The sequence below is a fragment of the Nesterenkonia massiliensis genome (assembly GCF_000455245.1).
In the GTDB taxonomy this organism is placed as follows: Bacteria; Actinomycetota; Actinomycetes; order Actinomycetales; family Micrococcaceae; genus Nesterenkonia; species Nesterenkonia rhizosphaerae.
Map to the genome: position 1 here is coordinate 247,351 of NZ_HG005167.1, position 23,535 is coordinate 270,885.

At 61.8% G+C, this 23,535-nt stretch carries 20 protein-coding genes and 2 pseudogenes; 11 read left to right on the forward strand and 11 right to left on the reverse strand.

The features are described 5' to 3' along the window. The 4 genes from TX78_RS14290 to TX78_RS06685 all read left to right on the forward strand — a co-directional run. Nucleotides 1–1,268: toprim domain-containing protein (locus TX78_RS14290; protein ID WP_044494804.1), on the forward strand; the 1,268-nt coding region annotated here is incomplete at its 5' end. Between the two features lie 119 nt (nt 1,269–1,387). Further along, nucleotides 1,388–2,332: a heme o synthase gene (locus TX78_RS06675; RefSeq protein WP_044494806.1), complete on the forward strand. Its 945-nt coding sequence runs from the start codon at nt 1,388–1,390 to the stop codon at nt 2,330–2,332. A gap of 47 nt (nt 2,333–2,379) precedes the next feature. Then, nucleotides 2,380–2,991 (forward strand): ABC transporter ATP-binding protein, encoded by a 612-nt coding sequence (locus tag TX78_RS12615; RefSeq protein WP_049897577.1) that lies wholly within the window; start codon nt 2,380–2,382, stop codon nt 2,989–2,991. A gap of 42 nt (nt 2,992–3,033) precedes the next feature. Further along, complete coding sequence (locus TX78_RS06685) at nt 3,034–3,252, forward strand: thermonuclease family protein (RefSeq protein ID WP_081652620.1); 219 nt, start codon at nt 3,034–3,036, stop codon at nt 3,250–3,252. Between the two features lie 27 nt (nt 3,253–3,279). On the opposite strand, the gene TX78_RS06690 is transcribed toward TX78_RS06685, so the two are convergent. Continuing rightward, complete coding sequence (locus TX78_RS06690) at nt 3,280–3,666, reverse strand: hypothetical protein (RefSeq protein ID WP_233722189.1); 387 nt, start codon at nt 3,664–3,666, stop codon at nt 3,280–3,282. A 290-nt stretch (nt 3,667–3,956) separates the two neighbouring features. Between TX78_RS06690 and aceA the strand changes: the two genes are divergently transcribed. Continuing rightward, nucleotides 3,957–5,315, forward strand: coding sequence for an isocitrate lyase (aceA, locus tag TX78_RS06695; RefSeq protein WP_044494989.1), 1,359 nt, complete (start codon nt 3,957–3,959; stop codon nt 5,313–5,315). 45 nt (nt 5,316–5,360) lie between these two features. Then, entirely contained in the window at nt 5,361–5,930 is a 570-nt protein-coding gene (locus TX78_RS06700) for an aldolase/citrate lyase/malate synthase family protein (protein ID WP_044494809.1), read from the forward strand. Nucleotides 5,931–6,040: 110 nt separating this feature from the next. Here the strand turns inward: TX78_RS06700 and TX78_RS13170 are convergent. Further along, nucleotides 6,041–6,382: pseudogene (locus TX78_RS13170) on the reverse strand (LamB/YcsF family protein); the annotation flags it as partial. A 122-nt stretch (nt 6,383–6,504) separates the two neighbouring features. On the opposite strand from TX78_RS13170, the pseudogene TX78_RS06710 reads away from it, so the two are divergent. Further along, nucleotides 6,505–7,680 (forward strand): annotated as a pseudogene (locus TX78_RS06710) (IS256 family transposase); the annotation flags it as partial. Nucleotides 7,681–7,940: 260 nt separating this feature from the next. Here the strand turns inward: TX78_RS06710 and TX78_RS06715 are convergent. The 3 genes from TX78_RS06715 to TX78_RS06720 all read right to left on the reverse strand — a co-directional run bounded on the left by TX78_RS06715 (nt 7,941) and on the right by TX78_RS06720 (nt 9,795). Then, nucleotides 7,941–8,345: a YigZ family protein gene (locus tag TX78_RS06715; protein ID WP_049897579.1), complete on the reverse strand. Its 405-nt coding sequence runs from the start codon at nt 8,343–8,345 to the stop codon at nt 7,941–7,943. Nucleotides 8,346–8,353: 8 nt separating this feature from the next. Further along, on the reverse strand, nt 8,354–8,542 hold the full coding sequence (locus tag TX78_RS14295) for an IMPACT family protein (protein WP_049897580.1): 189 nt from the start codon (nt 8,540–8,542) through the stop codon (nt 8,354–8,356). 62 nt (nt 8,543–8,604) lie between these two features. Then, nucleotides 8,605–9,795, reverse strand: a complete 1,191-nt coding sequence (locus TX78_RS06720; RefSeq protein ID WP_081652622.1) for a sigma-54-dependent transcriptional regulator family protein — start codon at nt 9,793–9,795, stop codon at nt 8,605–8,607. Nucleotides 9,796–9,955: 160 nt separating this feature from the next. On the opposite strand from TX78_RS06720, the gene exaC reads away from it, so the two are divergent. Next, a complete protein-coding gene (exaC, locus tag TX78_RS06725) occupies nt 9,956–11,479 on the forward strand; it encodes an acetaldehyde dehydrogenase ExaC (RefSeq protein ID WP_044494811.1) in 1,524 nt (507 codons plus the stop codon). 85 nt (nt 11,480–11,564) lie between these two features. After that, the gene (locus tag TX78_RS06730) at nt 11,565–11,954 is read left to right on the forward strand and encodes a DUF779 domain-containing protein (protein WP_044494813.1); all 390 of its coding nucleotides are present in this window, start codon (nt 11,565–11,567) and stop codon (nt 11,952–11,954) included. 37 nt (nt 11,955–11,991) lie between these two features. On the opposite strand, the gene TX78_RS06735 is transcribed toward TX78_RS06730, so the two are convergent. From TX78_RS06735 to TX78_RS06750, 4 genes are read right to left on the reverse strand one after another with little or no spacing between them, the layout of a single operon-like run. After that, nucleotides 11,992–13,914 (reverse strand): glycoside hydrolase family 13 protein, encoded by a 1,923-nt coding sequence (locus TX78_RS06735; protein WP_044494815.1) that lies wholly within the window; start codon nt 13,912–13,914, stop codon nt 11,992–11,994. Continuing rightward, the gene (locus TX78_RS06740; protein WP_044494816.1) at nt 13,911–14,792 is read right to left on the reverse strand and encodes a sugar ABC transporter permease; all 882 of its coding nucleotides are present in this window, start codon (nt 14,790–14,792) and stop codon (nt 13,911–13,913) included. The genes TX78_RS06735 and TX78_RS06740 overlap by 4 nt, the downstream gene beginning before the upstream one ends. 1 nt (nt 14,793) lies before the next feature. After that, a complete protein-coding gene (locus TX78_RS06745; protein WP_044494818.1) occupies nt 14,794–16,416 on the reverse strand; it encodes an ABC transporter permease subunit in 1,623 nt (540 codons plus the stop codon). A gap of 3 nt (nt 16,417–16,419) precedes the next feature. After that, nucleotides 16,420–17,697 carry a sugar ABC transporter substrate-binding protein gene (locus TX78_RS06750; protein WP_044494820.1) on the reverse strand — a complete coding sequence of 426 codons (1,278 nt, stop codon included), beginning with the start codon at nt 17,695–17,697 and terminating at the stop codon, nt 16,420–16,422. A 203-nt stretch (nt 17,698–17,900) separates the two neighbouring features. Between TX78_RS06750 and TX78_RS06755 the strand changes: the two genes are divergently transcribed. Both TX78_RS06755 and TX78_RS06760 read left to right on the forward strand, forming a co-directional pair. Beyond that, nucleotides 17,901–19,589, forward strand: a complete 1,689-nt coding sequence (locus tag TX78_RS06755) for a glycoside hydrolase family 13 protein (protein WP_044494823.1) — start codon at nt 17,901–17,903, stop codon at nt 19,587–19,589. A gap of 25 nt (nt 19,590–19,614) precedes the next feature. Next, nucleotides 19,615–20,625, forward strand: a complete 1,011-nt coding sequence (locus TX78_RS06760) for a LacI family DNA-binding transcriptional regulator (protein WP_049897583.1) — start codon at nt 19,615–19,617, stop codon at nt 20,623–20,625. A gap of 46 nt (nt 20,626–20,671) precedes the next feature. Here TX78_RS06760 and gdhA read toward each other — a convergent pair whose 3' ends face one another. Both gdhA and TX78_RS06770 read right to left on the reverse strand, forming a co-directional pair. Further along, nucleotides 20,672–22,030: an NADP-specific glutamate dehydrogenase gene (gdhA, locus tag TX78_RS06765; protein ID WP_233722190.1), complete on the reverse strand. Its 1,359-nt coding sequence runs from the start codon at nt 22,028–22,030 to the stop codon at nt 20,672–20,674. A 106-nt stretch (nt 22,031–22,136) separates the two neighbouring features. Beyond that, complete coding sequence (locus TX78_RS06770) at nt 22,137–23,384, reverse strand: MFS transporter (protein ID WP_049897585.1); 1,248 nt, start codon at nt 23,382–23,384, stop codon at nt 22,137–22,139. Between the last annotated feature and the right edge of the window lie 151 nt (nt 23,385–23,535).

Sequence of the window (23,535 nt, forward strand, 5' to 3'; positions counted from 1 at the left end):
CCGAACGTGTACCGGTTATCGGCGAGAACGGTCGCAGCCATATGGAAGATGTGGAACGCGACTGCGAGGTCGACATCGCCCTGCGCTGGGGGATCGGCTACGACACCACCGTGCGCAGTTTCGTCAACATCATCGCTACCCCAAAGGGTGGCACCCACCTCACCGGTTTCGAACAGGCGCTTCTGAAGACCTTCCGCAAAGTGGTGGAATCCAATGCGCGCCGACTCAAGGTGGGCAATGACAAGCTGGAGAAGGACGATGTCCTGGCCGGTCTCACCGCCGTCATCACCGTGCGCATCGCCGAGCCGCAGTTCGAGGGCCAGACCAAGGAGATTCTCGGTACCCCGGCTGCCCGGCAGATTGTCTCCAAGGTGGTTGCTAAGGAACTCGAAGCCCGCCTGACCTCGTCCAAGCGCGCTGAGAAGCAGGAAGCCACAGCTCTGCTGGAGAAGGTTGTGGCTGAAATGAAGTCGCGGATTTCTGCGCGCATGCACAAGGAGACCCAGCGCCGGAAGAACGCTCTGGAGAACTCCACAATGCCAGCGAAACTGGTGGAGTGCCGGGCCAAGGAGGTCGAGTCTTCCGAGCTGTTCATTGTGGAGGGCGACTCCGCGCTGGGTACCGCAAAACTCGCGCGATCTTCGGATTACCAGGCGCTGTTGCCTATCCGTGGAAAGATCCTCAACGTTCAGAAGGCCTCGGTCTCGGACATGCTCTCGAATACCGAATGCGCCGCGTTGATTCAGGTCATCGGCGCCGGCACCGGGCGGAGCTTTGATCTGGAGGCAGCCCGTTACGGGAAGGTTGTGCTGATGACCGACGCCGACGTTGATGGTGCACATATCCGGACTCTGCTGCTGACTCTGTTCTTCCGGTATATGCGTCCAATGATCGAAGCTGGCCGTGTCTTCGCTGCCGTCCCGCCTTTGCATCGAGTCGAAGTCATCCACCCGGGACGTAAAGCCAATGAAGTGCGCTACACCTATTCCGAAGCCGAGCTGAATAAACTGCTGCGCTCCCTGGAAGCCGAAGGGTTAAAGTACAAGGAACCCATCCAGCGCTATAAGGGTCTGGGTGAGATGGACGCTGACCAGCTCTCGGAGACCACCATGGATCCCCAGCACCGCTCATTGCGCCGGATTCGTGTGGAAGATGCTGAGGCGGCGGAGCGAGTTTTTGATCTGCTGATGGGCTCAGTGGTGGCCCCGCGCAAGGACTTCATCATCGAAGGAGCCCGAGCATTGGACCGGGACATGATCGATGCCTGAGGGCGCGGTCGGCATCGTCACAGGGCGTCATTTCTACCGTTTGTAGAAATATTTGTGCAGATAGGCGAGCCAGCCGTCGTCGGACCCGCTATCCCGGCTACACTGGACCGGTGACCGAAATGACCACGCACTCTCGTGTGCCCGCTGACCGTGATGCCCACCCGCGTCTGGGATGGCGGCGTAAAGCGGCAGCCTATTGGTCCTTGACCAAGCCGCGTGTCATCGAGCTGCTGCTGGTCACCACATTCCCCACCATGGTCTTTGCGGAGCGGGGCTTTCCCGACTTCTGGCTGACCATCGCCACTATGCTCGGCGGTGCCATGGCTGCCGGATCCGCAGGTGCCTTCAACTGCTATATCGATCGCGATATGGACAAGTTGATGAACCGCACCAAGAAGCGGCCGCTGGTCACCGGTGAGCTCACCCCGCGGGAGGCCCTGGTCTTCGCTTCGCTGCTGGGCGTGGCGGCGCTGGTCGTGCTCTGGTTTGGTGCCAACCCACTAGCGGCTGGCCTGGGCGCGGCGGCGATGTTCTTCTACGTGGTGGTTTACACCCTGATTCTCAAGCGCCGCACCGAGCAGAACATCATCTGGGGCGGCATTGCCGGGTGCTTCCCGGTGGTCATCGCCTGGGCTGCGGTCCGCGAGACACTGGAATGGCCGGCCCTGGTGCTGTTTGTCATCATCTTCCTCTGGACCCCGCCCCATTACTGGCCACTGTCCATGAAATACCGCACGGACTATCAAACCGCTTCGGTGCCGATGCTTGGTGCCGTGGCAAGCGCAAAGACCGTGGGCGTACAGGTAGTGCTCTACGCCTGGGCCACCGTGATGTGTTCGCTGCTGCTGGTTCCCTTGGGCTGGGCCGGGATCACCTATACCGCGGTGGCACTGGCAGCAGGTGGCTGGTTTATCTGGGAGTGCCATGTCCTGTACAACAAGGCGCAGAACGAGACGCTGACCGATAAGAAGGCCATGAAGGTCTTCCACCTGTCCATCCTGTACCTCACCCTGCTGTTCATCGGTCTGTTCCTCGATCCCTTTATCGGCTCGCCGCTGCTGTGACCCTGTAGGTTCAGGCCGAGAAGCTCGAAGTCGCTGCGGGCGAGTCGGTGCTGCTGCCTGAGACCTCCTTCACCCTGCAGGCCCCGGGGCTGATAGCCCTGACTGGACCCAACGGGGCAGGGAAAACCACCCTGTTGAAGACGCTGGTCGGCAGGCAGCTGCCCAGTTCGGGCCAATGTCTGATCGGTAACCTCACCGCCTACGAGTTCGACCCAGCGTTTCGTGCCGCGGTGGCGTCCCTCATTGACACTGCGCCGATAGCGCGAGATATGACGCTGAACGAGCAGCTGATGCTGGTCCGGCTTTCCTGGGGAGATGACGACGACGAGGCCCGCTTCGGCGCTGAGCAGTGCCTGGCGCAGCTGACGATCCCGCATCTGGGTGACAGGTTCCCCTATGAACTGTCTTCCGGGCAGCTGCAGCTCTTCGCCCTCGCGCTGACACTCAGTCGCATGTCCAATCCGCAGTTCCAGCGCCAGCTCACGCGACACGTCAACCGCGCTGGCCGCCGCGGAATACGTAGGAATCAGCGCTCCGCCCGCGGGCGGAGTACCAGGCGTAGCCGGCACGGGAGCCAGGGTATTGTCCGCCTGGCTGGGCGTAGTGATTCTCGGGATTCTCGCGGCCGCGGTCATCAGCTGGTGGCAGCACGAGGATGAGCTCGGTGATTACACCGATGGGCAACCTGCCGAGGTGGTGACCTGCGGGATCGCTACGAGCGCTTGCTGGCCGCGGTCTATGTCGAGGACCTCTTCATCAATGAGCAGATGGCCAGGGATGGATTCGGGGAGCCGGCCTACTATGCGCCCAATGACCGGTTCCTCTCGCAGATCGAAGACGCCTGGGCAGAAGCAGAGGCCGCCGGTGAAGGTCTCTTCGCCGACGGCCTCCACTGCGAACCGGGTCAGCCTGTGGGCTGACTCCCGGCGGTAGGCGCTAGATGGCCCTTAGGCGTTGGTCTTCTTCCAGCGGCGAGCAGCAAGGAAGCTGCGCACGCCCAGAATGAGATAGACCACCAGCACCAGGAAGGTAATCAGAGCGGTGACACCGGCGGCGGTGTTGTCTCCATCGCCCATCAGGTTTCCGAAGATCGGGTGCAGCTGAGCGATGGCACCCAGTAGTGCCACCAGCAGCGCAATGTGAATGCCGGCCATCAGGCTCTTCAGTGCCACAGCGCCGCTGAGCAGCAGCACCGCGCCCACAATGGCGGGAATCAGGGCGGTCCAGGAGGAGAACTCGGTCACGATGTAGGCGATCACGCCTACCGCCACCAGCACGCCGCCGGTGATGAAGGTCAGGCGGGGCATGGGGCTGGAGGAGTAGTCAGGGGCCATGGGTGGTCCTTATGTTGTGCGATTGGGGGCATCTTCCTGCGCTCCAGTTTACTTCTACAGAGCGTAGAAGAAACAGAGGGGTGACGTCGTCGTGCGGTGTGGTTCTTCCTCCGTGGAACAGGAGGGACGGTTGCTGTGTCGCAGGCCACGTGATGTGACGTGTTTCTCAACTTCTTCGAATCCGCGAAGAAATGCAGATCTTTCCTTCGATTCGGGTGGCGAAGGGGGTTGCAAAGGGCCAAAACTGGAAGAGCCCCAACGATGTGGACGTCGAATCAAAGGAGATTCACATGACCGAGACACTCAGCAAGCCCACCCAGGACGCTACTGACACACCGGTGCTGCAGCCGGAAAGCCGTGATGTCTTCGAGCAGAAGGTTCAGGCACTCCAGCAGGATTGGGACACCAATCCGCGCTGGGAGCACATCACCCGGGACTACTCCCCAGAGGAGGTCGTGAAGCTCCAGGGCACCGTCCAGGAGGAGCACACCCTGGCCAAGCGTGGCGCCGAGAAGCTGTGGAAGCAGCTGACCGAGGAGCATGCTGCGGGTAAGTACACGAACTCTCTCGGTGCTCTCTCCGGCAATCAGGCCGTGAACTACGTCAAGGGCGGCCTGCGTGCCATCTACCTCTCCGGCTGGCAGGTGGCCGGTGACGCCAACCTTTCCGGTCACACCTACCCGGATCAGTCCCTGTACCCGGCCAACTCGGTGCCCAATGTGGTGCGCCGCATCAACAATGCGCTGCTGCGTGCTGACCAGATCGAGTACCTCGAGGGCATCAAGACCGTTGAGGACTATCTGGTGCCGATCGTGGCTGACGCTGAGGCTGGCTTCGGCGGTCCGCTGAATGCCTACGAGCTGATGAAGCAGATGATCGGTGCCGGTGCTGCAGGTGTGCACTGGGAGGACCAGCTGGCATCAGAGAAGAAGTGCGGTCACCTGGGAGGCAAGGTGCTGGTTCCCACGGCTCAGCACATCCGCACCCTGCAGGCGGCTCGACTGGCCGCTGACGTGCACAATGTCTCCAGCCTGATCATTGCCCGTACCGACGCTGAGGCCGCCACGCTGATCACCTCCGATGTGGACGAGCGTGACCAGCCCTTCATCACCGGTGAGCGCACCGCCGAAGGCTTCTACAAGGTGCGCAACGGCATTGAGCCCTGCATCGAGCGTGCTAAGGCCTATGCTCCCTACTCCGATCTGATCTGGATGGAGACCGGCACTCCGGACCTGGAGGTGGCACGCCAGTTCGCCGAGGCCGTGAAGTCTGAGTTCCCCGACCAGATGCTGGCTTACAACTGCTCGCCGTCCTTCAACTGGAAGAAGCACCTCGACGACGAGACCATCGCCAAGTTCCAGAATGAGCTGGGCAAGATGGGCTTTACCTTCCAGTTCATCACCCTGGCGGGCTTCCACTCCCTGAATTACTCCGCCTTCAACTTGGCCAAGGGCTACAAGGAGGAGCAGATGAAGGCCTACGTGGAGCTGCAGGAAGCAGAGTTTGCCGCCGAGGCAGATGGTTACACCTCAACCCGCCACCAGCGCGAAGTGGGCACCGGCTACTTCGACGCTATCTCCACCACCCTGAACCCAGAATCCTCCACGGTGGCTCTGAAAGGCTCGACTGAAGAGGGCCAGTTCCACTGAGCCCAGCCACCCACCGGCTAATGCGTTGACAAAGGAGTCAGCACCATGGACACCCCCAGCTCGATCACGATCAATGGAATCACTCTCGCTGCCCCGCGCGCAGCACGTCAGAATGAGCTCTTCACCGCAGATGCGCTGAACTTCCTGGCGACGCTGCATCGTGAATTCGGTCCCCGCGTAGCGGAGCTTGAGGCCGCGGGCGAGGCCAGCGATCAGGCCGAAGGAGAGTCGGAGGCGTTCGCTGAGTCCTGGCAGAAGCTGCTGGACAAGCACCTGAAGGAGCCGCCGTGCACCTTCATCACCCCGCGCGGACTTGCGCGGAGTGAGTCCCGCATCCTCTGTGGCGGCGCTCCGCTGTCGGCGGGACTGGTTGACTTTGGTCTCCACGTCCACCGCAACGGTCTCAGGCTCCTCGGCGAGGGGCGCGCGCCCTTCGTGTCCCTGCTGGGACTGGAGTCCGAGGAGGAGCTGCAGCTTTGGCAAGATGTCTTCGCTCGCTCCGAGGAGCTGCTTGGACTGCCCGATGGCACCATCCGCGCCATTCACTTCGGGGACCGTGACCCCGACGCCGGTGCCGTGCTCGCAGAGCGCACGCCAGTCGCCGCTGGCGCCTAGCGGATACTGCGCTAGGGCTGGCCGGCCCTAGAACGTCTGTCGCCCGGGGGGTTTCGAGGTCCTCCCGGGCGGCAGTTTTTTCGTGCCCTCGCTTGATCCTGCAGCCTGCTCTATGCGAAGCTGCGGATCTCCACTCCGGCGGATTCCAGGGCATGGTGGAGAGCCCCCGCCATGTCTGCGGCACCCGGGGTATCACCGTGAGTGCAAATCGATTCCGCCTCAGTCTCCAGGCGCGTTCCGTCACGGGCGATGAGCACGCCCTCCTCCGCCAAGCGCAGCATGTTCTCCACCACCTGAGCGGTGTCGTGGAGCACCGCAACGGGTTCCTGTCGGGAGACCAATGTTCCGTCGGGATGGTAGGAACGGTCGGCGAAAGCCTCAGTGACCCCGCGTAGACCCTGTTTCCGCGCATAGGCCAGGGCTACTCCGCCGGGCAGCAGCAGGATCGGAAGCAGTAGTGCCCCATAGAGTGGTGTAGTCCCCGGTGACTGTCACGGTTATGAACGTGAGCGCGGTCATCGGGTGGCCCCTTCGAGGAAACTCTCACATCCCAACTCGAAAGGACATCACCACGATGACCGCTCCTCATATTGTCGACCCTGCAGGCGTGCTCAAAGAAGCCCTCTCCGAGGCTTCACCGGATCTGATGCGCAGCTTGCTGCAGACCATGATCAACGCCCTGCTCTCAGCCGATGTCGATGCCGTGGTTGGTGCCCAGTACGGTAAGCCCAGTGCCGAACGGGTCACCCAGCGCAACGGCTACCGCCACCGGGCCCTGGACACCCGAGTAGGCACTGTCGATGTCGCGGTGCCGAAGCTACGCTAAGGCACTTACTTCCCCGACTGGCTGCTGGAGCGGCGTAAGCGCGCTGAATCAGCGATGATCACCGTGGTCGCTGACGCGTATTTGGCTGGGGTCTCCACCCGCCGGATGGACAAACTGGTCAAGACTCTGGGCATCGACTCGTTGTCGAAGTCACAGGTCTCCTGGATGGCTGAGGATCTCGATGCCCACGTCGCTGACTTCCGCACTCGACCCCTGGGCCAGTCGGGTCCGTTCACCTTCGTGGCCGCTGATGCGTTGACGATGAAAGTCCGTGAAGGCGGCCGAGTGATCAACGCGGTGGTGCTGGTCGCTACCGGGGTTAACGCCGATGGCCACCGCGAAGTCCTGGGACTGCGGGTAGCCACCGCCGAGACCGCTGCGGCCTGGAACACGTTCTTCGCTGACCTGGTCGCCCGCGGCCTGGCCGGGGTCAAGATGGTCACCAGTGATGCCCACCGCGGGCTGGTAGAGGCCATCGCAGCCAACCTGCCCGGAGCGGTGTGGCAGCGTTGCCGCCCCCACTATTCCGCGAACCTGATGAGCGTGTGCCCTAAGAGCATGTGGCCTGCGGTGAAGGCGATGCTGCACTCGGTCTATGACCAGCCCGATGCTGCCAGCGTCAACGCCCAGTTCGATCGTCTGCTGGACTACGTCGAAGCCAAGCTGCCAGCCGTTCATGACCACCTCGACGCCGCCCGGGCCGAGATCCTGGCCTCCGCCGCCTTTCCCAAGGACGTGTGGACCCAGGTCTGGTCGAATAACCCCAACGAGCGGCTGAACAAAGAGATCCGCCGGGGCACCGATGTCGTCGGGATCTTTCCCAACCGCGATGCCATCACCCGCCTCATCGGTGCTGTGCTGGCGGAGCAGAACGACGAATGGGCCGAAGGCAGCCGTTACCTCGGCCTCGAAGCCTTCCAACGCCCGACAGCGATTCCCGGGGGAGTTGGCCTCTCTGCCGTGAAGATTCTGGCGTGGCTTGCAGATGGCATCATCATCACGGTCGCCGGGACACTGGCTCTGATCGTGCTTCCCTGGAGGCCGGCGAGTCTCACCCTGACAGTGCTGGCAGTTGTCCTTGCTACAGCGGTGTGGGGATGGACGCGCACGGGCCAACATTTCTTTGCGGGCAGTCCCTTGCGGCACTGGCGGCGCAGGCAGGCCGCCCCGGCCGAGTCGTGGTCCTAGCGGTCTACCCAGGCGGTGCCGAGTTCCTCCAAGGACGCGGTACCGGAGCTGACGGTGGCGATCTTGGCCGCGAGTTGATCCGCCTGCTCCATCTCATCGGGAATCGCAAGAGTCAGCGCCGCATTGCCAGGGATCTTGCCATAATCAGTATTGAGCACGGAGACACCTGTGCTGCGCAGTTCGTTCTCCCATCGTCCTGCTTCAGCAATCGGGGCGAGCAGACTGTACTGGCACAAGCGTTGGCGCCGCCGGAAAGCCCCGGAGGCCCCCGCGCTCTCCAGGGCGGCGATTACCGAATCCGAGTAGGCACTGACCAGCCCTCCAGCCCCCAGCAGTGTGCCGCCAAACCAGCGCACCACCACCACGACGACGTCGCTGAGGTCTTCCCGCCCGGAGGGCATGCTGGCCTTCACCAGTGGTGCCGAGCCGTAGGGTGTGTGCGCCGGAGGTCATCGACCAGCTGGTGCGCGCGATCCGAGGATTCTGCCCGGCGCATGACAGTCAAGAAGCGCGACTTCTTGCGCTCGATCTCGGTGATGATCTCAGCATCACTGGCGAGCACGGTGTAGGCAGAAGCGGCGGTCGAGGGGGAATCCATCAGCTAGAGTCTAGGTGCTGCCTTGACGTTATCTGGACCGAGAAGCCACGATCATTCATGATTCAGGCCTGCATCCGAGCGACGAGCGCTGCTCGCAGCGGAGACTCAATCGGCATCACACGCAGTGCCGTGTATGCGGCTTCCTCGTCCTCTATGGCTTCGGGCAATTGGAGATAGCGGAAGAGCTCTTCGGCACTCCCGTCGTCGAGCAGCGACTCGCGCAGCGCAGCGGCAAGGTGATGACGGATCGAGAGGATCCCAGGGGCCTCAGAGGCCGGCAGCAGGCTGCCACCGTAGAGGTCTAGAGCGGCCGTGCGGTCACCGGCGGTCAGAGCGGTCAGCACTGCGACAGCATCGTGATCAATCGCCGCAGTTAAGCGATACGGCTTCGAGGCCACATCGACGCCCGCGGCTGCAGGTGAGCTGCGCAGCTGTTTGCGTAGCCGAACCATCTCGGCACGCATCGCTACCTGATGCCCAGATTCACCGTAGACCAGTTCGGCAAGCTCCTGGGCACCATACCCGCTCCCGGTGTGAGCCATATCCCAGGAAAGCAGGGTGAGAATTTCAGCGTGGCGTAAACTCAGGCATTCTCGGGCCGCCGCACCGCCGAGCTGGGGCCGATAGGTCCCCAAGGTGATGAGCTGTGGCAATCCGGAGACCGCTGGGAGGACCTTCAGCTCTGCCTCAGCGGCTGAGATTGCCGCCTGAATCAGCGGCAGCGAGTGGGTGGCCACTGCCTTCTCATCTCCGGTCAGATCCACTACCCCCAGGAGCGCCCCGGTATGAGGGTTCCGGATGGGTGCCGCTGAGCAGGAGAACCGATGAGCAGAGTAGGCGAAGTGCTCATCCTGGTGAACTTGGGCGCCGTGTCCGGTGGCCAGCGCCAGACCTGGGGCCGAGGTGCCGATCGCTTGCTCTGACCAGGTGGCACCGGCTCGGAAAGCAGAGTTTTCGGCTTGTCGCAGTGCGTGTCGGTCACCGTCTACCCAGAGCAGGCGCCCCTCGGCGTCGCCAATAGCCACCAGCAGCCCAGCCTGTGCCGCAGGCTGAACGAGGAGCTTCTGAAAAATGGGCAGCACTTGCTGCAATGGATGTTCTTGGCGATACGCGCTGAGTGTCTCGTCGTCGAGTTCCACGGGAGCCATTGACGTGTCAGGGTTCTGCAGGAACTGCGATGACCTGTACCAAGACTCGCGCAGCACAGGGGGCAGCGAATCCCATGTGCACGGTTCATCCGGAACGGCCTTCATCACCCTCCTTACCCACAGTCTCTGTGGTGCTAGTCACAGTTTACGTCGAAGATCGGTCACAGACTATGCAACGGTGATGCAACCTCCAGGGGAGTAGCTTTCGATCAAGGCGTGATGCACGTCACGTCCAGTGGAATGCAACCTTGACGAAGGAGTCACCATGACCGTCTATGCACAACCCGGTACCGAGTCCAGCGTGGTCAGCTACAAGTCCAGGTACGAGAACTTCATCGGCGGCGAATGCGTCGCGCCAGTAAAGGGTCAGTACTTTGAGAACCTGAGTCCAGTCACTGGCAAGAGCTTCACCGAGGTGCCGCGTTCTACCGCTGAGGACATCGACTTGGCTCTGGACGCTGCGCACAAGGCCGCGCCCGCTTGGGGGAGGACCTCCGTCGCAGAGCGAGCTGTGCTGTTGAACCGGATCGCTGATCGCATCGAGGAAAATCTCGAGGCCCTGGCTGTGGCCGAGACCTGGGAGAACGGCAAACCAGTTCGCGAAACCTTGGCCGCCGATCTTCCCTTGGCCGTTGACCATTACCGCTACTTCGCCGGAGCCATTCGCGCTCAGGAAGGCGGTATTAGCGAGATCGATGGCAGTACTGTGGCCTACCACTTTCATGAGCCGCTTGGTGTGGTGGGCCAGATCATCCCTTGGAACTTTCCGCTGCTGATGGCGACCTGGAAGCTGGCTCCGGCATTGGCCGCCGGCAACGCCGTCGTACTCAAACCAGCAGAGCAAACACCAGCGTCGATTCTGCTGCTGATGGAACTGCTGGCAGACATCCTCCCTCCGGGCGTGGTCAATGTGGTCAATGGCTTCGGAGCCGAAGCCGGGGCGCCGCTGGCGTCGAGTCCCAGGATTCGCAAGATCGCCTTCACCGGCGAGACCACCACGGGACGGCTCATCATGCAGTACGCCTCGCAGAACCTCATCCCCGTCACCCTTGAGCTGGGAGGAAAGAGCCCGAACATCTTCTTCGAAGATGTCGCCCGGGAGAACGATGCCTACTACGACAAGGCTCTCGAAGGCTTCACTATGTTCGCCCTGAACCAAGGCGAGGTGTGCACCTGCCCATCACGTGCGTTGATCCAGTCCAGTATCTTTGACCAGTTCCTCGGTGATGCAGTCGAGCGCACAAAGGCTGTGAAGCAGGGGAATCCGCTGGATACCGATACCATGGTCGGCGCGCAGGCGAGCAACGACCAGCTGGAAAAGATTCTCAGCTATATCGATATCGGAAAGGCTGAAGGGGCTCAAGTGCTGACCGGCGGCGCCCGCGCGGAACTGGACGGGGATTTGGCGGAGGGTTTCTATGTGGAACCCACGATCTTCCGCGGCAGCAATTCCATGCGGGTCTTCCAGGAGGAGATTTTTGGTCCGGTGGTCTCGGTGACAGAGTTCTCCGAATACGACGACGCGATCTCCACCGCCAATGACACCCTCTACGGTCTGGGTGCCGGTGTGTGGTCCCGCGATGCGAATACTGCCTACCGCGCCGGCCGGGATATCCAGGCCGGACGAGTCTGGACCAACTGCTACCACCAGTATCCCGCCCACGCAGCGTTCGGCGGATACAAACAGTCTGGTGTTGGACGAGAGAACCACTTGATGATGCTCTCCCATTACCAGCAGACCAAGAATCTGCTTGTCAGCTACTCAGAGGACAAGCTCGGTTTCTTCTAGAAGTGTGGCCCGATGCCTTAGTCGGACCACCACTGGTGGACTGAAGTCACAGGTCTGAAATCACCGATTCCAATGGAGGGAAGTCATGGGGGCCGAGCGAGTATCGATCACGGAGGAAGCCGCTGCGCTTCTGCGCAGCTTGCGCCAAGAGCACGGTAAGCCGCTGATGTTCCACCAGTCCGGAGGATGCTGCGATGGCTCGGCCCCCATGTGCTACACCCAGGGAACATTCCTGACCGGGTCTGCAGATGTTCTCCTCGGCGAGCTCACCCCGGGCACCCCCGAGCCTGTGCCGGTGTGGATCTCCAGAGCACAGTTCGAGTACTGGTCCCATACGCATATCACCATCGACGTGACGGTAGGACGAGGTGCTGGTTTCAGCATCGAAGGGCCTACCGGACGTCGGTTCATCATCCGTTCGCGGCTTTTCACTGACGAGGAGACTCAGTCGCTGGAACCAGTGCGCAGCGGCTGATGATCTACCCACAACGCTCCAGGGACTGCAGTCATCTTTAGCGGGGAACTTTCACCCCGGGCAGCTGCCACATGCCGAACCGGACTCCGCCGCTACGCAGCAGGAGGTGGTCATCCTCGACGCGGAATTCCACTGCGCCGTAGAGCTTCTGCACATCGACAGCTGGGTTCAGCGGACTTGAACACACCAGGTCTACCGGCAGGCTTGTGGTCTGCTCATCCGGTGAGGTGGATGCGAAGACCAGCAAGGACTCCTTCTCGGATTCACGGATAAAGATGATCGTGTCCGCATCGCTGAAGAGCCACCGCATCGCACCGGTAGAGAGCACCGGGTGCCGATGGCGCAGCCCTATGAACTCCCGGTAGAGACGAAGTCGCTCAGCAACCTCTGGCTGGTGGATCGAGGACCAAGGGATAGGTGTGCGGCTGATCTCGCCGTCTTCGCCGGTGAGTCCGAATTCGTCACCCGCGAAGAGGGTCGGCAGGCCCGGCAGCGAGTGCTGGAGTCCCACTGCCACCGCTACCCGCTCACCGGTGGCGTGGGTGGCGAATCGGGCGGTGTCGTGAGTGTCCAGCGGATGCATGTTGCCCAGTCGAATCCGCCAGGGGATCACTGCGTTGAACCGCTCCACAGCCTCGCGGAAGGAGTGGGCGTCTCCACGGGGAATGCCGCCGAGAGGTTGGCCGAAGAACCATGGCTCGGTTTCCTGACTCCCCTGGGCGGTGGTATAGGGCTGACCTGTGGGCTCTGCCAGCCAAGCCCACAACGGTCGGGTGAAGGAGGGATAGGTCATAGCTCCGTGCCAAGCATCCCCGGTGAGGTCGCTGGCGGCATCATTGGTGGACTCAGCCAAGAGGATGGAGTCCGGCTTGACCTCCTCCATGGTGCGACGCAGGATCTGCCTGACCTCGGCGTTGAGGTCCACATCACGAAAGCGACCGGTCATGTTGGCCACATCGATCCGCCAGCCGTCCAGGTTGAACGGCGGCTTCAGCCACTTAGCCACTACTGAATCCGGACCTTCAATGAAAGCCCTGCGCAGCTTCTGCGAGGACCAGTCAAACTTCGGCAAGCTGGCCGCTCCCAGCCAAGACTCGTAGTCGCCGTCGTCGGTGAAATAGTAGAAGCCGCGCTCATCTGAATCTGGCTCCGCAAGTGCTCGCTGGAACCACTCATGGCGATCACCGGAATGATTGGTGGTGAGGTCTCCGATCACCTTCATGCCTCGCTGATGAGCTGCATCGGTCAGCCTGATCAGCGCCTCATCGCCGCCGAGCAATGGATCCACCTGTTCAAAGCTCGACGCGTCATAACGGTGATTGGACGCACCCGGGAAGAACGGGGTCAGGTAGAGAATGTTGATACCCAGCTGCTGGAGGTGATCAAGGTGCTCGACGACGCCGTCGAGGTCACCTCCGTAGAACTGACATACCCGGGAGGGCATCACCGGGTTGACCGGATCAGCCCAATCAGCTGGCTCCGCCCAGTCCGGGATCTCGCGTGAGTCGGCACCAGCAGAACGGGCGAATCTGTCCGGAAAGATCTGATACATCACCCCGTCATAAAGCCAGAGCGGGGGTGCCGGATAGGCCAGCAGCGCGAAGTCCTCGGCATCGAGCACTTCACCGGAGTGAATACCGGACTGATTCAGCCATTCAATAGTTGGGGCCGAACCTCCAAGCGTGTCTTCATCGTGTATCAGCAGCCACCGGTAGCCGTGGCGCGGATTGGCCACCTTGACCTGCGCCTGCCACCAACGCCAGCCGTTGAGGATACCTAGGTCGGTGGCAGTATCCCAGTGAGGCTCATGATCGGGATTGGACCTGACCATGACGTTGCGTAACTTCGGGTACTGCTGCGGCACACGTAGGCGCAGGGTAACGGTTTCGCCCAGCGTTGGATGCGCAGTGGAGACGTGGAGCGGTGAACCATCGTGATGGGGCAACGGCTCAGGGGTCACTTCACACTTCCTGCCACGAGGCCGGAGACGATATAGCGCTGAAGCAGCAGGAACAGCGCTACGGGAATGATGGCCGCGAGAACAGCACCGGCTGCAAAGACTGACCAGTTCTGCGAGGTTTCCTGGGAGATGAACTGGTAGAGGCCCACCGCAAGAGTCTGTTTCTGCGGGTCACGCAGCAGTACCGAGGCGATGACGAACTCGCTGAGGGTACCCACCAGGGACAGCAGCGCGACCACCGCGAGAATGGGGGAGACCAGTGGCAGGATGATGGTGAAGAAGATGCGGGCGTGGCCGGCGCCGTCGATCCGCGCTGCTTCATCGATGGACTGTGGGACGGTATTGAAGAACCCATACATCAGATAGGTGTTCACACCCAGAGCACCGCCCAGGTAGACCATGACCAGCCCTGCCTGGCTGTTGAGGCCGATGGCTGGGAAGATCTCGCCGATACCGAGCATCAGCAGGAAGATCGCGACCATCGCCAGCAGCTGGGGAAACATCTGCACCAGAACCAGAGTGATCAGTCCGACGCGGCGTCCGGTGAAACGCATCCGGGAGAAGGCGTAAGCCGCCAGCGCGCCTAGCAGCACAGATCCGGCTGAGGCGCTGAGGCCGATGACCAGGGTATTAAGAAACCAGGCGGCATAGGGCTGCTGCGGTCGGTTGAACAAGTCGATGTAGCTGTCCAGGCTCACCGTGGCGAAGAGTCTGTTCGCGGTGATGAGCGTACCGGCTGGGTTCAGCGACGCTGAGAGCACGTAGATCAGCGGGAACACGGAGAACAGCACCACGGCGGCCCCGACAAGATGCCTCCATCCGGTTTCCCGGAACCAGCGGCGGAATGGGCGGCGATGATGGGTGAGCGTCTCTGCCATATCAGTTCAGCTCCTCAAGGGCCTTGGTTTTGCGGAACGCCATTACCGAGATAGTTCCCACAATGATGAAGATCAGAATGGAGAATGCGCTGGCGAGGCCGTAGTCCGCCCGCGCACCGACGAAAGCGACCTTGTAGACCATCGAGATCAGGATGTCGGTGGACCCCACATTGACACCTGCGCTGACATCGCGAGGACCTCCGCCGGTGAGCATGTAGATCAGGTTGAAGTTGTTGAAGTTGAAGGCGAAGGATGAGATCAGCAGCGGAGCGATAGCTGTCAGCAGCAGCGGAAGTTTGATCATCCGGAAGGCCTGGAACGGCTTGGCGCCGTCCATCTGGGCCGCCTCGGTGAGTTCATCGGGGATCGATTGCAGGGCACCGGTGCAGACCAAGAACATATACGGGAAGCCCAACCATAGATTCACTATCAGAATGCTGAGTTTGGCAAGCCAGGGATCGGTCAACCAGGGAATTGCTGCTCCGCCGAAGAGGACGTTATTGATGAATCCGAACTCCTGGTTCATCATCCCCGCCCATACCAGGGCAGAAAGAAACCCTGGGAAGGCGTAGGGGAGGATCATCACCAGTCGGTAATACTTACGGGACACCATTCTTCGGTCATTGAAGACGATCGCCAGAAACAGACCCAGGATGAAAGTCGTCGCTACGGACAGCAGAGCGAAGGCGAAGGTCCAGAGCGTGACGTAGATGAGCGGTCCACGGATGGAGTCTTCTGTGACGGCACGCAGGAAGTTGTCGAAGCCTACGTTGACCCTCCACCCCGGCATCAGCTTCTCGCCGTCCTCTGCAATGAAAGCGCCTTCTCCGGTATCTCGGTACACGGTACCGGTCGCGGAGTTGGTGAGCGTATCGGCGTTCTCGTCATACACGTAGCGGGAGGTATAGAGGTAGGCGCGCTGGCCATCCTGGGTGCGGAGGTAGCCGGCGTTGAGGTCCTCCTCCAGCGGTACGGCCAAGTTGGTGATCTCCTGCTGGCGGTTCAGCAGGTCGGCGAAGCTGAGGACGTGATGTCCTTCAATCGCGGTGATAGTGCCATTGTCGACGACGGCCCCCTCCGCCGGTTCCAGGGGCTGTTCTTCAGCACCGATGAGAACTTCACCGTTGTCATTGATGAGGGCGAAGTAGATCTCGCCGTCGGACTCGGTCACTGTCAAGGGATAGGTGGGGGAGTCAGGTACCCGGTCCTGTGTCTGCAGCATAATTGCCTGGACCGCATGATCCTTAGTGCTGTTATGACCGGTTCCGTAGTTGGTGAAGGCCACATATCCGGAGTAGAGAACGACGAAGATCTGGAAGATCAGCAGAAACACCAGACCTGGTGCCAGATACTTCGCAGGAAGCGCTCCACGCTGCAGATATATCCAGGTCAGCGCTGCAGCGCCGACCACCACCAGGGACCCGATGAGCCAGCGATCGTTGATGAACAGCACCAGGGCGGCATAGACCGCAGTAGCGCACAGGATGCTCAGCACGATGATCTTCAAGAGCATCAGCTTCCAGCCCGTGGTGCCGTCGACAATGCGGTTGGCCTGGTGTCGTCGTCTGTCTTTTCGGCTTGCTGCCGGCGGCCGGGGGCCCGAGGTGGTGGTCGGTTCAGTCATGGCTTAGTCGAGCGCTCCTGCAATGTCCTCTGCCATGCGGTCCCAGAGTTCAACCGGATCGCCTTCACCGTTGATGATGGCAGTCTGGGTTGCTCCCCAGTAATCCCACACGGCTCCCATTTCCGGAATGGAAGGCATCGGCACGGCGTCGGTGCCTACGGCACCGAAGCCGGCAACGATTTCATCCTCAGCCAGGGCTGCGTCGAAGGACTCGGTCAAGGCCGGTGCGCGACCACCCACCTCATAGAGTGCGGTCTGCACCTCAGGGGAACCGATGTAGTTGATCAGGAAGTTCGTCGCCGCTACCACGTTCTCGCTCTGGGCGGAGAGGAAGAAGCCCTGGACTCCGACGAAGGGCTGCGCCGGGCTGTCCCCGGGGGCCGGGATGGGATCAACAGCAACGTCGATGCCGCTCTCCTGCGCGGCTGGAACGTTCCAGGGGCCGGTCAGGTAGAACGGCGAGTCACCGGAGTTGAAGTTCTCCAGTGCCAGGTCGCCGTCGATATTAGTGTTCAGCACGCCAGCTTCACCCTGCTCGGCCAACCACTGGGCGAACTCCTGGCCGCCTTCATTCCCGATCTGCAGGTCCTCGGGGTTGTAGGAGGCGTCCTCATTGGTGCCAAAGACTGGTGCTCCGAAGGACATCTGGAAGGGGTACAGGTGGTAGGGGTCTGCGGCCTGAGGATCAAGGCCAACCAGGAAGGGGTATGTGGCGCCGGAGGCTTCTCCCATCTCGATCATTTCATCGAAAGTCTCAGGGGCCTCAGGTGCTAGTTCGGTATTGCGCAGCAGAGCAATGTTCTCGATCGAGTAGGGCACACCGTAGGTCTGACCGTCATAGGACCAGGCATCCACAGTGACCTGCTCAAAGTCATTGGCAGCATCTCCGAGTTCAATGGGCGCGACCACACCGTTGGTCACCAAGACGCCCAGCCAGTCATGGGCACCGACTGCGATGTCCGGCCCCTCACCGGTGGGGACCTGAGAAACGAACTGGTCGCGGATCTCACCGAAATCCTGCTGGACCAGATTGACTGCGATCCCGGTATCGGCCTCAAAGTCCTCCGCAGCATCTGCAAGAACATCGGCGCGGTCGGCGTCTACCCAAACTGTCAGTTCACCAGCGGCTTCCGGGGCCGCACTGGAGGATTCACCGTTCTGCTCCGGGGCGGGGGATCCGCTGGGTTCTGCACTGCCGGAGCCGCCACAGGCGGTCAGGGCGAAAGCGCCGGCGCCGAGCAGGGCACCCAGGCGGATAGGTGCTGAGAATGTAGCCCTCATGATGTGCCTCTCTTCGTTGAGTCGGAAGGTGCGCAGTCGTGCCAGCTGACTGCAAGCGCTTCCAGTATGGACGCAGAATGTGAGCTACGCAACTCTCGTTATGCCGAGGGGCTACGTGGTCTACTGCTGCACTGAAACCGCAGACGCCCCACGCCGCCGGAAGTGCGCTGGTCAGTGGAAGCGCTTGCAGCTACAGTGGTGGCATGACGCTCGAACATGATGTGGATCACGCAACGCCCGCGGCAGCCGGTTATGAGTGGTGGCGCAGTGCCGTCATCTACCAGATCTATCCGCGCTCCTTCGCCGACTCCAATGGTGACGGCATTGGGGACCTGCCCGGCATCACCTCCCGGCTGGACTCACTGGCCGAATTGGGCATCGATGCCATGTGGCTGAGCCCCTTTATGACCTCCCCCCAGAAGGATGCTGGCTATGACGTGGCGGACTACTGCGATGTAGACCCGCTCTTTGGGACTCTGGAGGACTTCGACGACATGCTGCGAGCCGCCCATGAGCGCGGCATCCGTGTCATCGTAGACCTCGTCCCCAACCATTCCTCCGACCAGCACCTTTGGTTCCAGCAGGCGCTGGCCTCAGCACCTGGCAGCCGCGAGCGTGCCCGCTACATCTTCCGTGACGGCCGGGGCGAGAACGGTGAGCTGCCTCCGAATAACTGGCAGTCCATCTTCGGGGGCCCCGCCTGGACTCGAGTCACCGACCCCGATGGCGTTCCCGGCCAGTGGTACCTCCACCTCTTCGATTCCAGCCAGCCCGACTTCGACTGGGATAACGAGGAGGTCAAAGAAGAGTTCCGCCGGATCCTGCGCTTCTGGCTGGACCGCGGCGTGGACGGTTTCCGCGTTGATGTCGCCCATGGCCTGGTCAAGGATCCGCAGCTGCCGGACTATACCCCGTCACCTGATGCGGCATCCATGGGCGGGGAGGAGACTCCGGCTCCCTACTTCGAGCAGGCCGGTGTCCACGAGATCTACCGGGATTGGCATCGCATTCTGAGTGAATATGACGGCGACCGGGCGTTGTGCGGGGAGGCATGGGTCTCCTCAGTGGAGAAGATGGCTCTGTGGGTGCGCCCAGACGAGATGCACCAGACCTTCAATTTCGACTACCTCATGGCCTCCTGGGATGAGGCCGAACTGCGCGACATTATTGACCGGTCCCTGGCCGCTTTCAGCGGTGTGGGCGCGCCCAGCACCTGGGTACTTTCCAATCACGACGTCGTACGCCACGCCACCCGGCTTTCACTGACCGGCGAGAATCCCCAGGGCACAGGCATCGGCCCAGACTTCCCCGGGATTCCGAAGTATGAGGACGGGGTACGCCGGGCCCGGGCTGCCACCACCTTGATGCTGGCTCTGCCTGGTTCGTCCTACCTCTACCAGGGTGAGGAGCTCGGGCTCGATGAGGTCCATGATCTGCCGGGGGAGGCGCGTCAGGATCCCACCTGGTTCCGCACGCAGGGGGAACGCTACGGACGTGACGGCTGCCGGGTGCCGCTGCCCTGGGAAGATTCCGCGCCAGCGTTTGGCTTTAGCCACACCGGCGAGTCCTGGCTTCCGCAGCCTAAGCGCTGGGCGCCTCTAGCCCGGTCAGTCCAGGCTCAGCAGCCAGCGTCCACACTGAATCTCTACCGCCAGCTCCTGCAGTTGCGCCGCGAGGCCGATCTGGGCAGCGGCACGCTTGAATGGGTGCCGGACTTCGGCAGCGGTGTTCTGGCGTTTAAGAACTCGGGTGTGCTGGTGGTGGCAAATATCAGCGGTGCAGACGTCACTCTTCCTGACGGCCACGAGGTCCTAGCCACCAGCACGCCGATTGAGAATCGAACCGTGCCCCGTGACGTCACAGTATGGTTGAAAGAGATCACTCATGAGTGACAGACGAGCGGAGGAGCGGCGCCCAGTGGTCAGCCTCGACGAAGTCGCCCGAACAGCCGGTGTGTCCTCCGCCACGGCCTCTCGGGCACTAAGTGGTCGAGGTCAGGTCTCAGCTGTAGCCCGAGAGAAGGTTCTGGCTGCTGCCGAGCAGCTGGGCTACGTCGTCTCCTCCGCCGCATCCAGTCTTGCTTCAGGTCGCAGCCGCAGTATCGGGGTGATTACCCCCGATCTGCACCGGTGGTTCTTCAATAGTGTGCTGACTGGCATCTCAGACACGCTGACCCGCTCCGGCTATGACCTCACGCTGTACAACGTGACGGCGGACCCCAAGTTGCGCCGCGAGATCTTCCAGGCATTCCTGCGGCGACGTCGGGTTGACGGCGTCATTGTGATAGCCCTGGAACTCGACGATTGGGAGGCCGAGCAGCTGGAGCAGCTTGATCTGCCGGTGATCATCATCGGCGGGTCCCAGCGCGGCATTCCCGGAATGGCCATCGATGACCGTGCGGTCACCCGGTTAGCTGCTGAACACCTCTTGCAGTTAGGACACCGGCGGCTGGGGTACATCGGCGGCGACCAGGCCTTTGATGTCGATTTTCACGTTCCCACGCGCCGTCTCGAAGGGTTCAACCAAGCGTTAGAAGCCTGGGATGCGGACCCGGATGCGGCACTGGTGCGGGCGGCAGACTTCACCATCGAAGGCGGATACGAGGCCGCCAAGCAGCTGCTGGGCACTCCCGGGCACAGTCTGACCGGTATAGTCGCGGCTTCGGATGAGATGGCCATCGGCGCCATCCTGGCAGCCCGGGACCTGGGACTGGGAGTTCCGCAGCAGCTATCTGTGGTGGGCGTGGACGGCCACGAACTCGCAGCGTTATTCACGCTGACCACAGTGGATCAGAAGCCAGCCGATCAGGGTCGACGGGCGGCAGAACGTATTCTGCGTCAGGTTGATGGCGAACATGACGGCCAGCCCACCCTGCCTTATGAGCTGGTAGTCCGCGGCAGCACCGCAGCACCGTTGATTGGCGACTAGGCCGAGGTGCCTGCCAAGGCTGTCCCTGGTGCCTACGCCATCAGCCTTAGATCACGCCCTGGGCGATCATGGCATCGGCCACCTGGGTGAAGCCGGCGATATTAGCCCCCGAGACGTAGTCTCCGGGCACCCCGTACTCTTCTGCGGTCTCAGCACAGCGCGTATGGATGTTCTCCATAATCTCTGCCAGGCGCTGCTCGGTGTATTCGAAGCTCCATGAGTCCCGCGTGGCGTTCTGCTGCATTTCCAATGCTGAGGTGGCTACACCGCCGGCATTGGCTGCTTTGCCGGGGCCGAAGAGAACGCCGGCATCGCGAAGGGCACGGATGGCTTCAGGCGTGGTCGGCATATTCGCACCTTCAGCTACAGCCTGTACTCCCGCGGCGATGAGCAGTGCGGCGTCTTGCTCACCAAGTTCATTCTGAGTGGCGCAGGGCAAGGCCACATCCACGGGTGTCTTCTCGGCCACCGCCCAGACCGGGGCACCGCCGATGTACTCTGCCCGGTCGCGTTCCTGAGCGTACTCGCTGATACGGCCACGGCGGACCTCCTTGATCTCGCGCAGCAGCTGAAGGTCGATTCCGTCTGGATCGTAGATGCTGCCGGAGGAGTCTGATGCGCCCACTACGGTGCCGCCGAGTTCGGTGACCTTCTCGATGGCGTAGATGGCGACATTGCCTGAGCCTGAGACCAGCACCTTGGCGCCGTCGAATGAGCGTCCGCGCGTGGCCAGCATGTGCTGGGTGAAGAAGACCGTGCCGTAGCCGGTGGCTTCCGTGCGTACCAGAGAGCCGCCCCAACTGATACCTTTACCGGTCAGGACACCGGATTCATACCTGTTGGTGATGCGTTTGTACTGGCCAAAGAGGTAACCGATCTCGCGGCCGCCCACGCCGATGTCTCCGGCTGGAACATCGACGCGGTCGCCGAGGTGACGATAAGCCTCAGTCATGAAGGACTGGCAGAATCGCATGATCTCAGCGTCGCTGCGGCCTTTGGGATCGAAATCACTGCCGCCCTTTCCTCCGCCGATGGGGAGTCCGGTGAGGGCGTTCTTGAAGATCTGCTCGAAGCCCAAGAACTTCACTGTCCCCAGCAGCACGCTGGGATGGAAACGCAGACCACCCTTATACGGACCCAGAGCAGAGTTGTACTGAACTCGAAAGCCGCGGTTGATATGCACATTGCCCTCATCATCAGTCCAAGGGACTCGGAAGATGATCTGCCGTTCGGGCTCGCAGATGCGCTCCAGGATGGACGCTTCCACATACTGAGGGTGCCGGGAGAGGACTCGAGGAAGGGAGTCGAAAACTTCCCGAACCGCCTGGTGAAACTCAAGCTCGCCAGGATTTCGGCTGATGACCTGTTCGTAGACCTTCTCGATCCGCTGACTGCTAGGGCTCACACAATTCCTCTCAAAGGCGTTTCCGTATCGCCGAAACATGCTATCCGGTGGCTGCCCTTGGTCGGCGCCACGTGTCACATGCTGAGACTCGGCCCAACGGAATCCCCTAGCGGGTGATGCCGGCTCGACGCCGCGTGGACCGGTTGGCGTGATCTGAATACCGTGGCAGCCAGCGCTGCATAATTGCCGCGCCCATCGGGCCATAGCTGGCAGCTATCAGCACACCGATGGCCAGTGAGCCTAGAGCCGCGCCGGCTGCCAGTGTCAGTGGTCCCAGGCCTATGCCGATATCGGTCAGTACCCGCCAGGCGCCTAAGAACTGGGGCCGGGCCTCAGCAGGGGCGATATCAGAGGAGATGGTCATCATAATGCCGGATCCCATGCCATTGGCGAAGCCCATGAAGATGCCTACTACTGCCAATTGCGCCGCTGTACTGCTGAGCGGGACCATAGCCATCGCGGCCCCCAGTGCGAGCATGGCCGGAACTCCTACCCAGAGTCTGCCGAAGCTGTCCATGACTTTTCCGGCAGGGTAGAACAGCAGCATATCGATGCCGCTGGAGATGCCATAGATCAGCGAAATCGTGGTCGGATCCAGTCCGATGTACTCACCCCAGAGGGGCAGAACCTGCTGCTTCGCGCCGCGGATGGCACCCACAAACATTCCGCACATGCCCAGTGTCAGCAAGAGATGCCGGTAGTCGCGTAGCACCTGTTTCAGCCGCACTGGGGGAGTGCCAGCCCTGCGCGTCCGCTGGTCCGGATCATCCTCACCTTTCGCCGCCCGCGCTGTGAACACAGTAGCGACGGCGGCCAGGGAGGTGACTGCCGCCAGGCCGAAGACCCAGCGCAGATCGCCACCAAGGGTCAGGGCTGCACCGAGAAAGGGGCCGGCGAACTGACCGATCCGGTGCACTCCGCCGAGTGTAGAGAGAACCCGCGCGCGCTGCAGGGGATTGGTGACTTCTGTGAGGTAGGAGTGCCGGGCGAGATGGAAAACTGCGTTGGCCGCTCCCACCAAGAAGATCGCGGCACCGAGAGTCAACAGCGACGGCGCAAAACCGGCGGCCAGAAACCCCGCGGCCGCGCAGGCTCCCGCGATCAACATGGCCCGCCGGTCCCCGATTCTCGAAGCTAGCGCCCCCGCAGGTAGGTCAGCGACGATCTGCCCGATGGGAAGCATCGCCGCGATCACACCCGCTAGAGCAATAGTTGCTCCGCGTTCTACGGAAAATGAGGCCAGCACCGGGATCATGGCACCGATGCCGGTGCTGAAGATGAAAGCCGGTATCAGCGCGCCAAGCACCACGGTGCGGAAGGGGAATATCGGTTCGCGGGAGGCCGGGGTGCTCACAGAGCGCAAGCCTACTCTTGTTGTTGCAGCGGGCAACTAGTCCCGCGCTCACAGATGCTCGGCACGACGGCGTTGTCGCGGCTGTTGATTACCTCGATGCAGGATGCGAGGTGAACAGACTCTGTGCAGTACGGACCGATAGGGTGGAGGC

Coding starts and splice junctions, on each gene's coding strand:
- TX78_RS06720 (WP_081652622.1), bottom strand. CDS start 9,795: ATGAAGGCCGTTCCGGATGAACCGTGCACATGGGATTCGCTGCCCCCT.
- TX78_RS06745 (WP_044494818.1), bottom strand. CDS start 16,416: ATGACTGAACCGACCACCACCTCGGGCCCCCGGCCGCCGGCAGCAAGC.
- TX78_RS06715 (WP_049897579.1), bottom strand. CDS start 8,345: ATGCCCTCCGGGCGGGAAGACCTCAGCGACGTCGTCGTGGTGGTGGTG.
- aceA (WP_044494989.1), top strand. CDS start 3,957: ATGACCGAGACACTCAGCAAGCCCACCCAGGACGCTACTGACACACCG.
- TX78_RS06755 (WP_044494823.1), top strand. CDS start 17,901: ATGACGCTCGAACATGATGTGGATCACGCAACGCCCGCGGCAGCCGGT.
- TX78_RS06750 (WP_044494820.1), bottom strand. CDS start 17,697: ATGAGGGCTACATTCTCAGCACCTATCCGCCTGGGTGCCCTGCTCGGC.
- TX78_RS06690 (WP_233722189.1), bottom strand. CDS start 3,666: ATGGCCCCTGACTACTCCTCCAGCCCCATGCCCCGCCTGACCTTCATC.
- TX78_RS06675 (WP_044494806.1), top strand. CDS start 1,388: ATGACCACGCACTCTCGTGTGCCCGCTGACCGTGATGCCCACCCGCGT.
- exaC (WP_044494811.1), top strand. CDS start 9,956: ATGACCGTCTATGCACAACCCGGTACCGAGTCCAGCGTGGTCAGCTAC.
- TX78_RS06730 (WP_044494813.1), top strand. CDS start 11,565: ATGGGGGCCGAGCGAGTATCGATCACGGAGGAAGCCGCTGCGCTTCTG.
- TX78_RS06740 (WP_044494816.1), bottom strand. CDS start 14,792: ATGGCAGAGACGCTCACCCATCATCGCCGCCCATTCCGCCGCTGGTTC.
- TX78_RS06700 (WP_044494809.1), top strand. CDS start 5,361: ATGGACACCCCCAGCTCGATCACGATCAATGGAATCACTCTCGCTGCC.
- TX78_RS14295 (WP_049897580.1), bottom strand. CDS start 8,542: ATGGATTCCCCCTCGACCGCCGCTTCTGCCTACACCGTGCTCGCCAGT.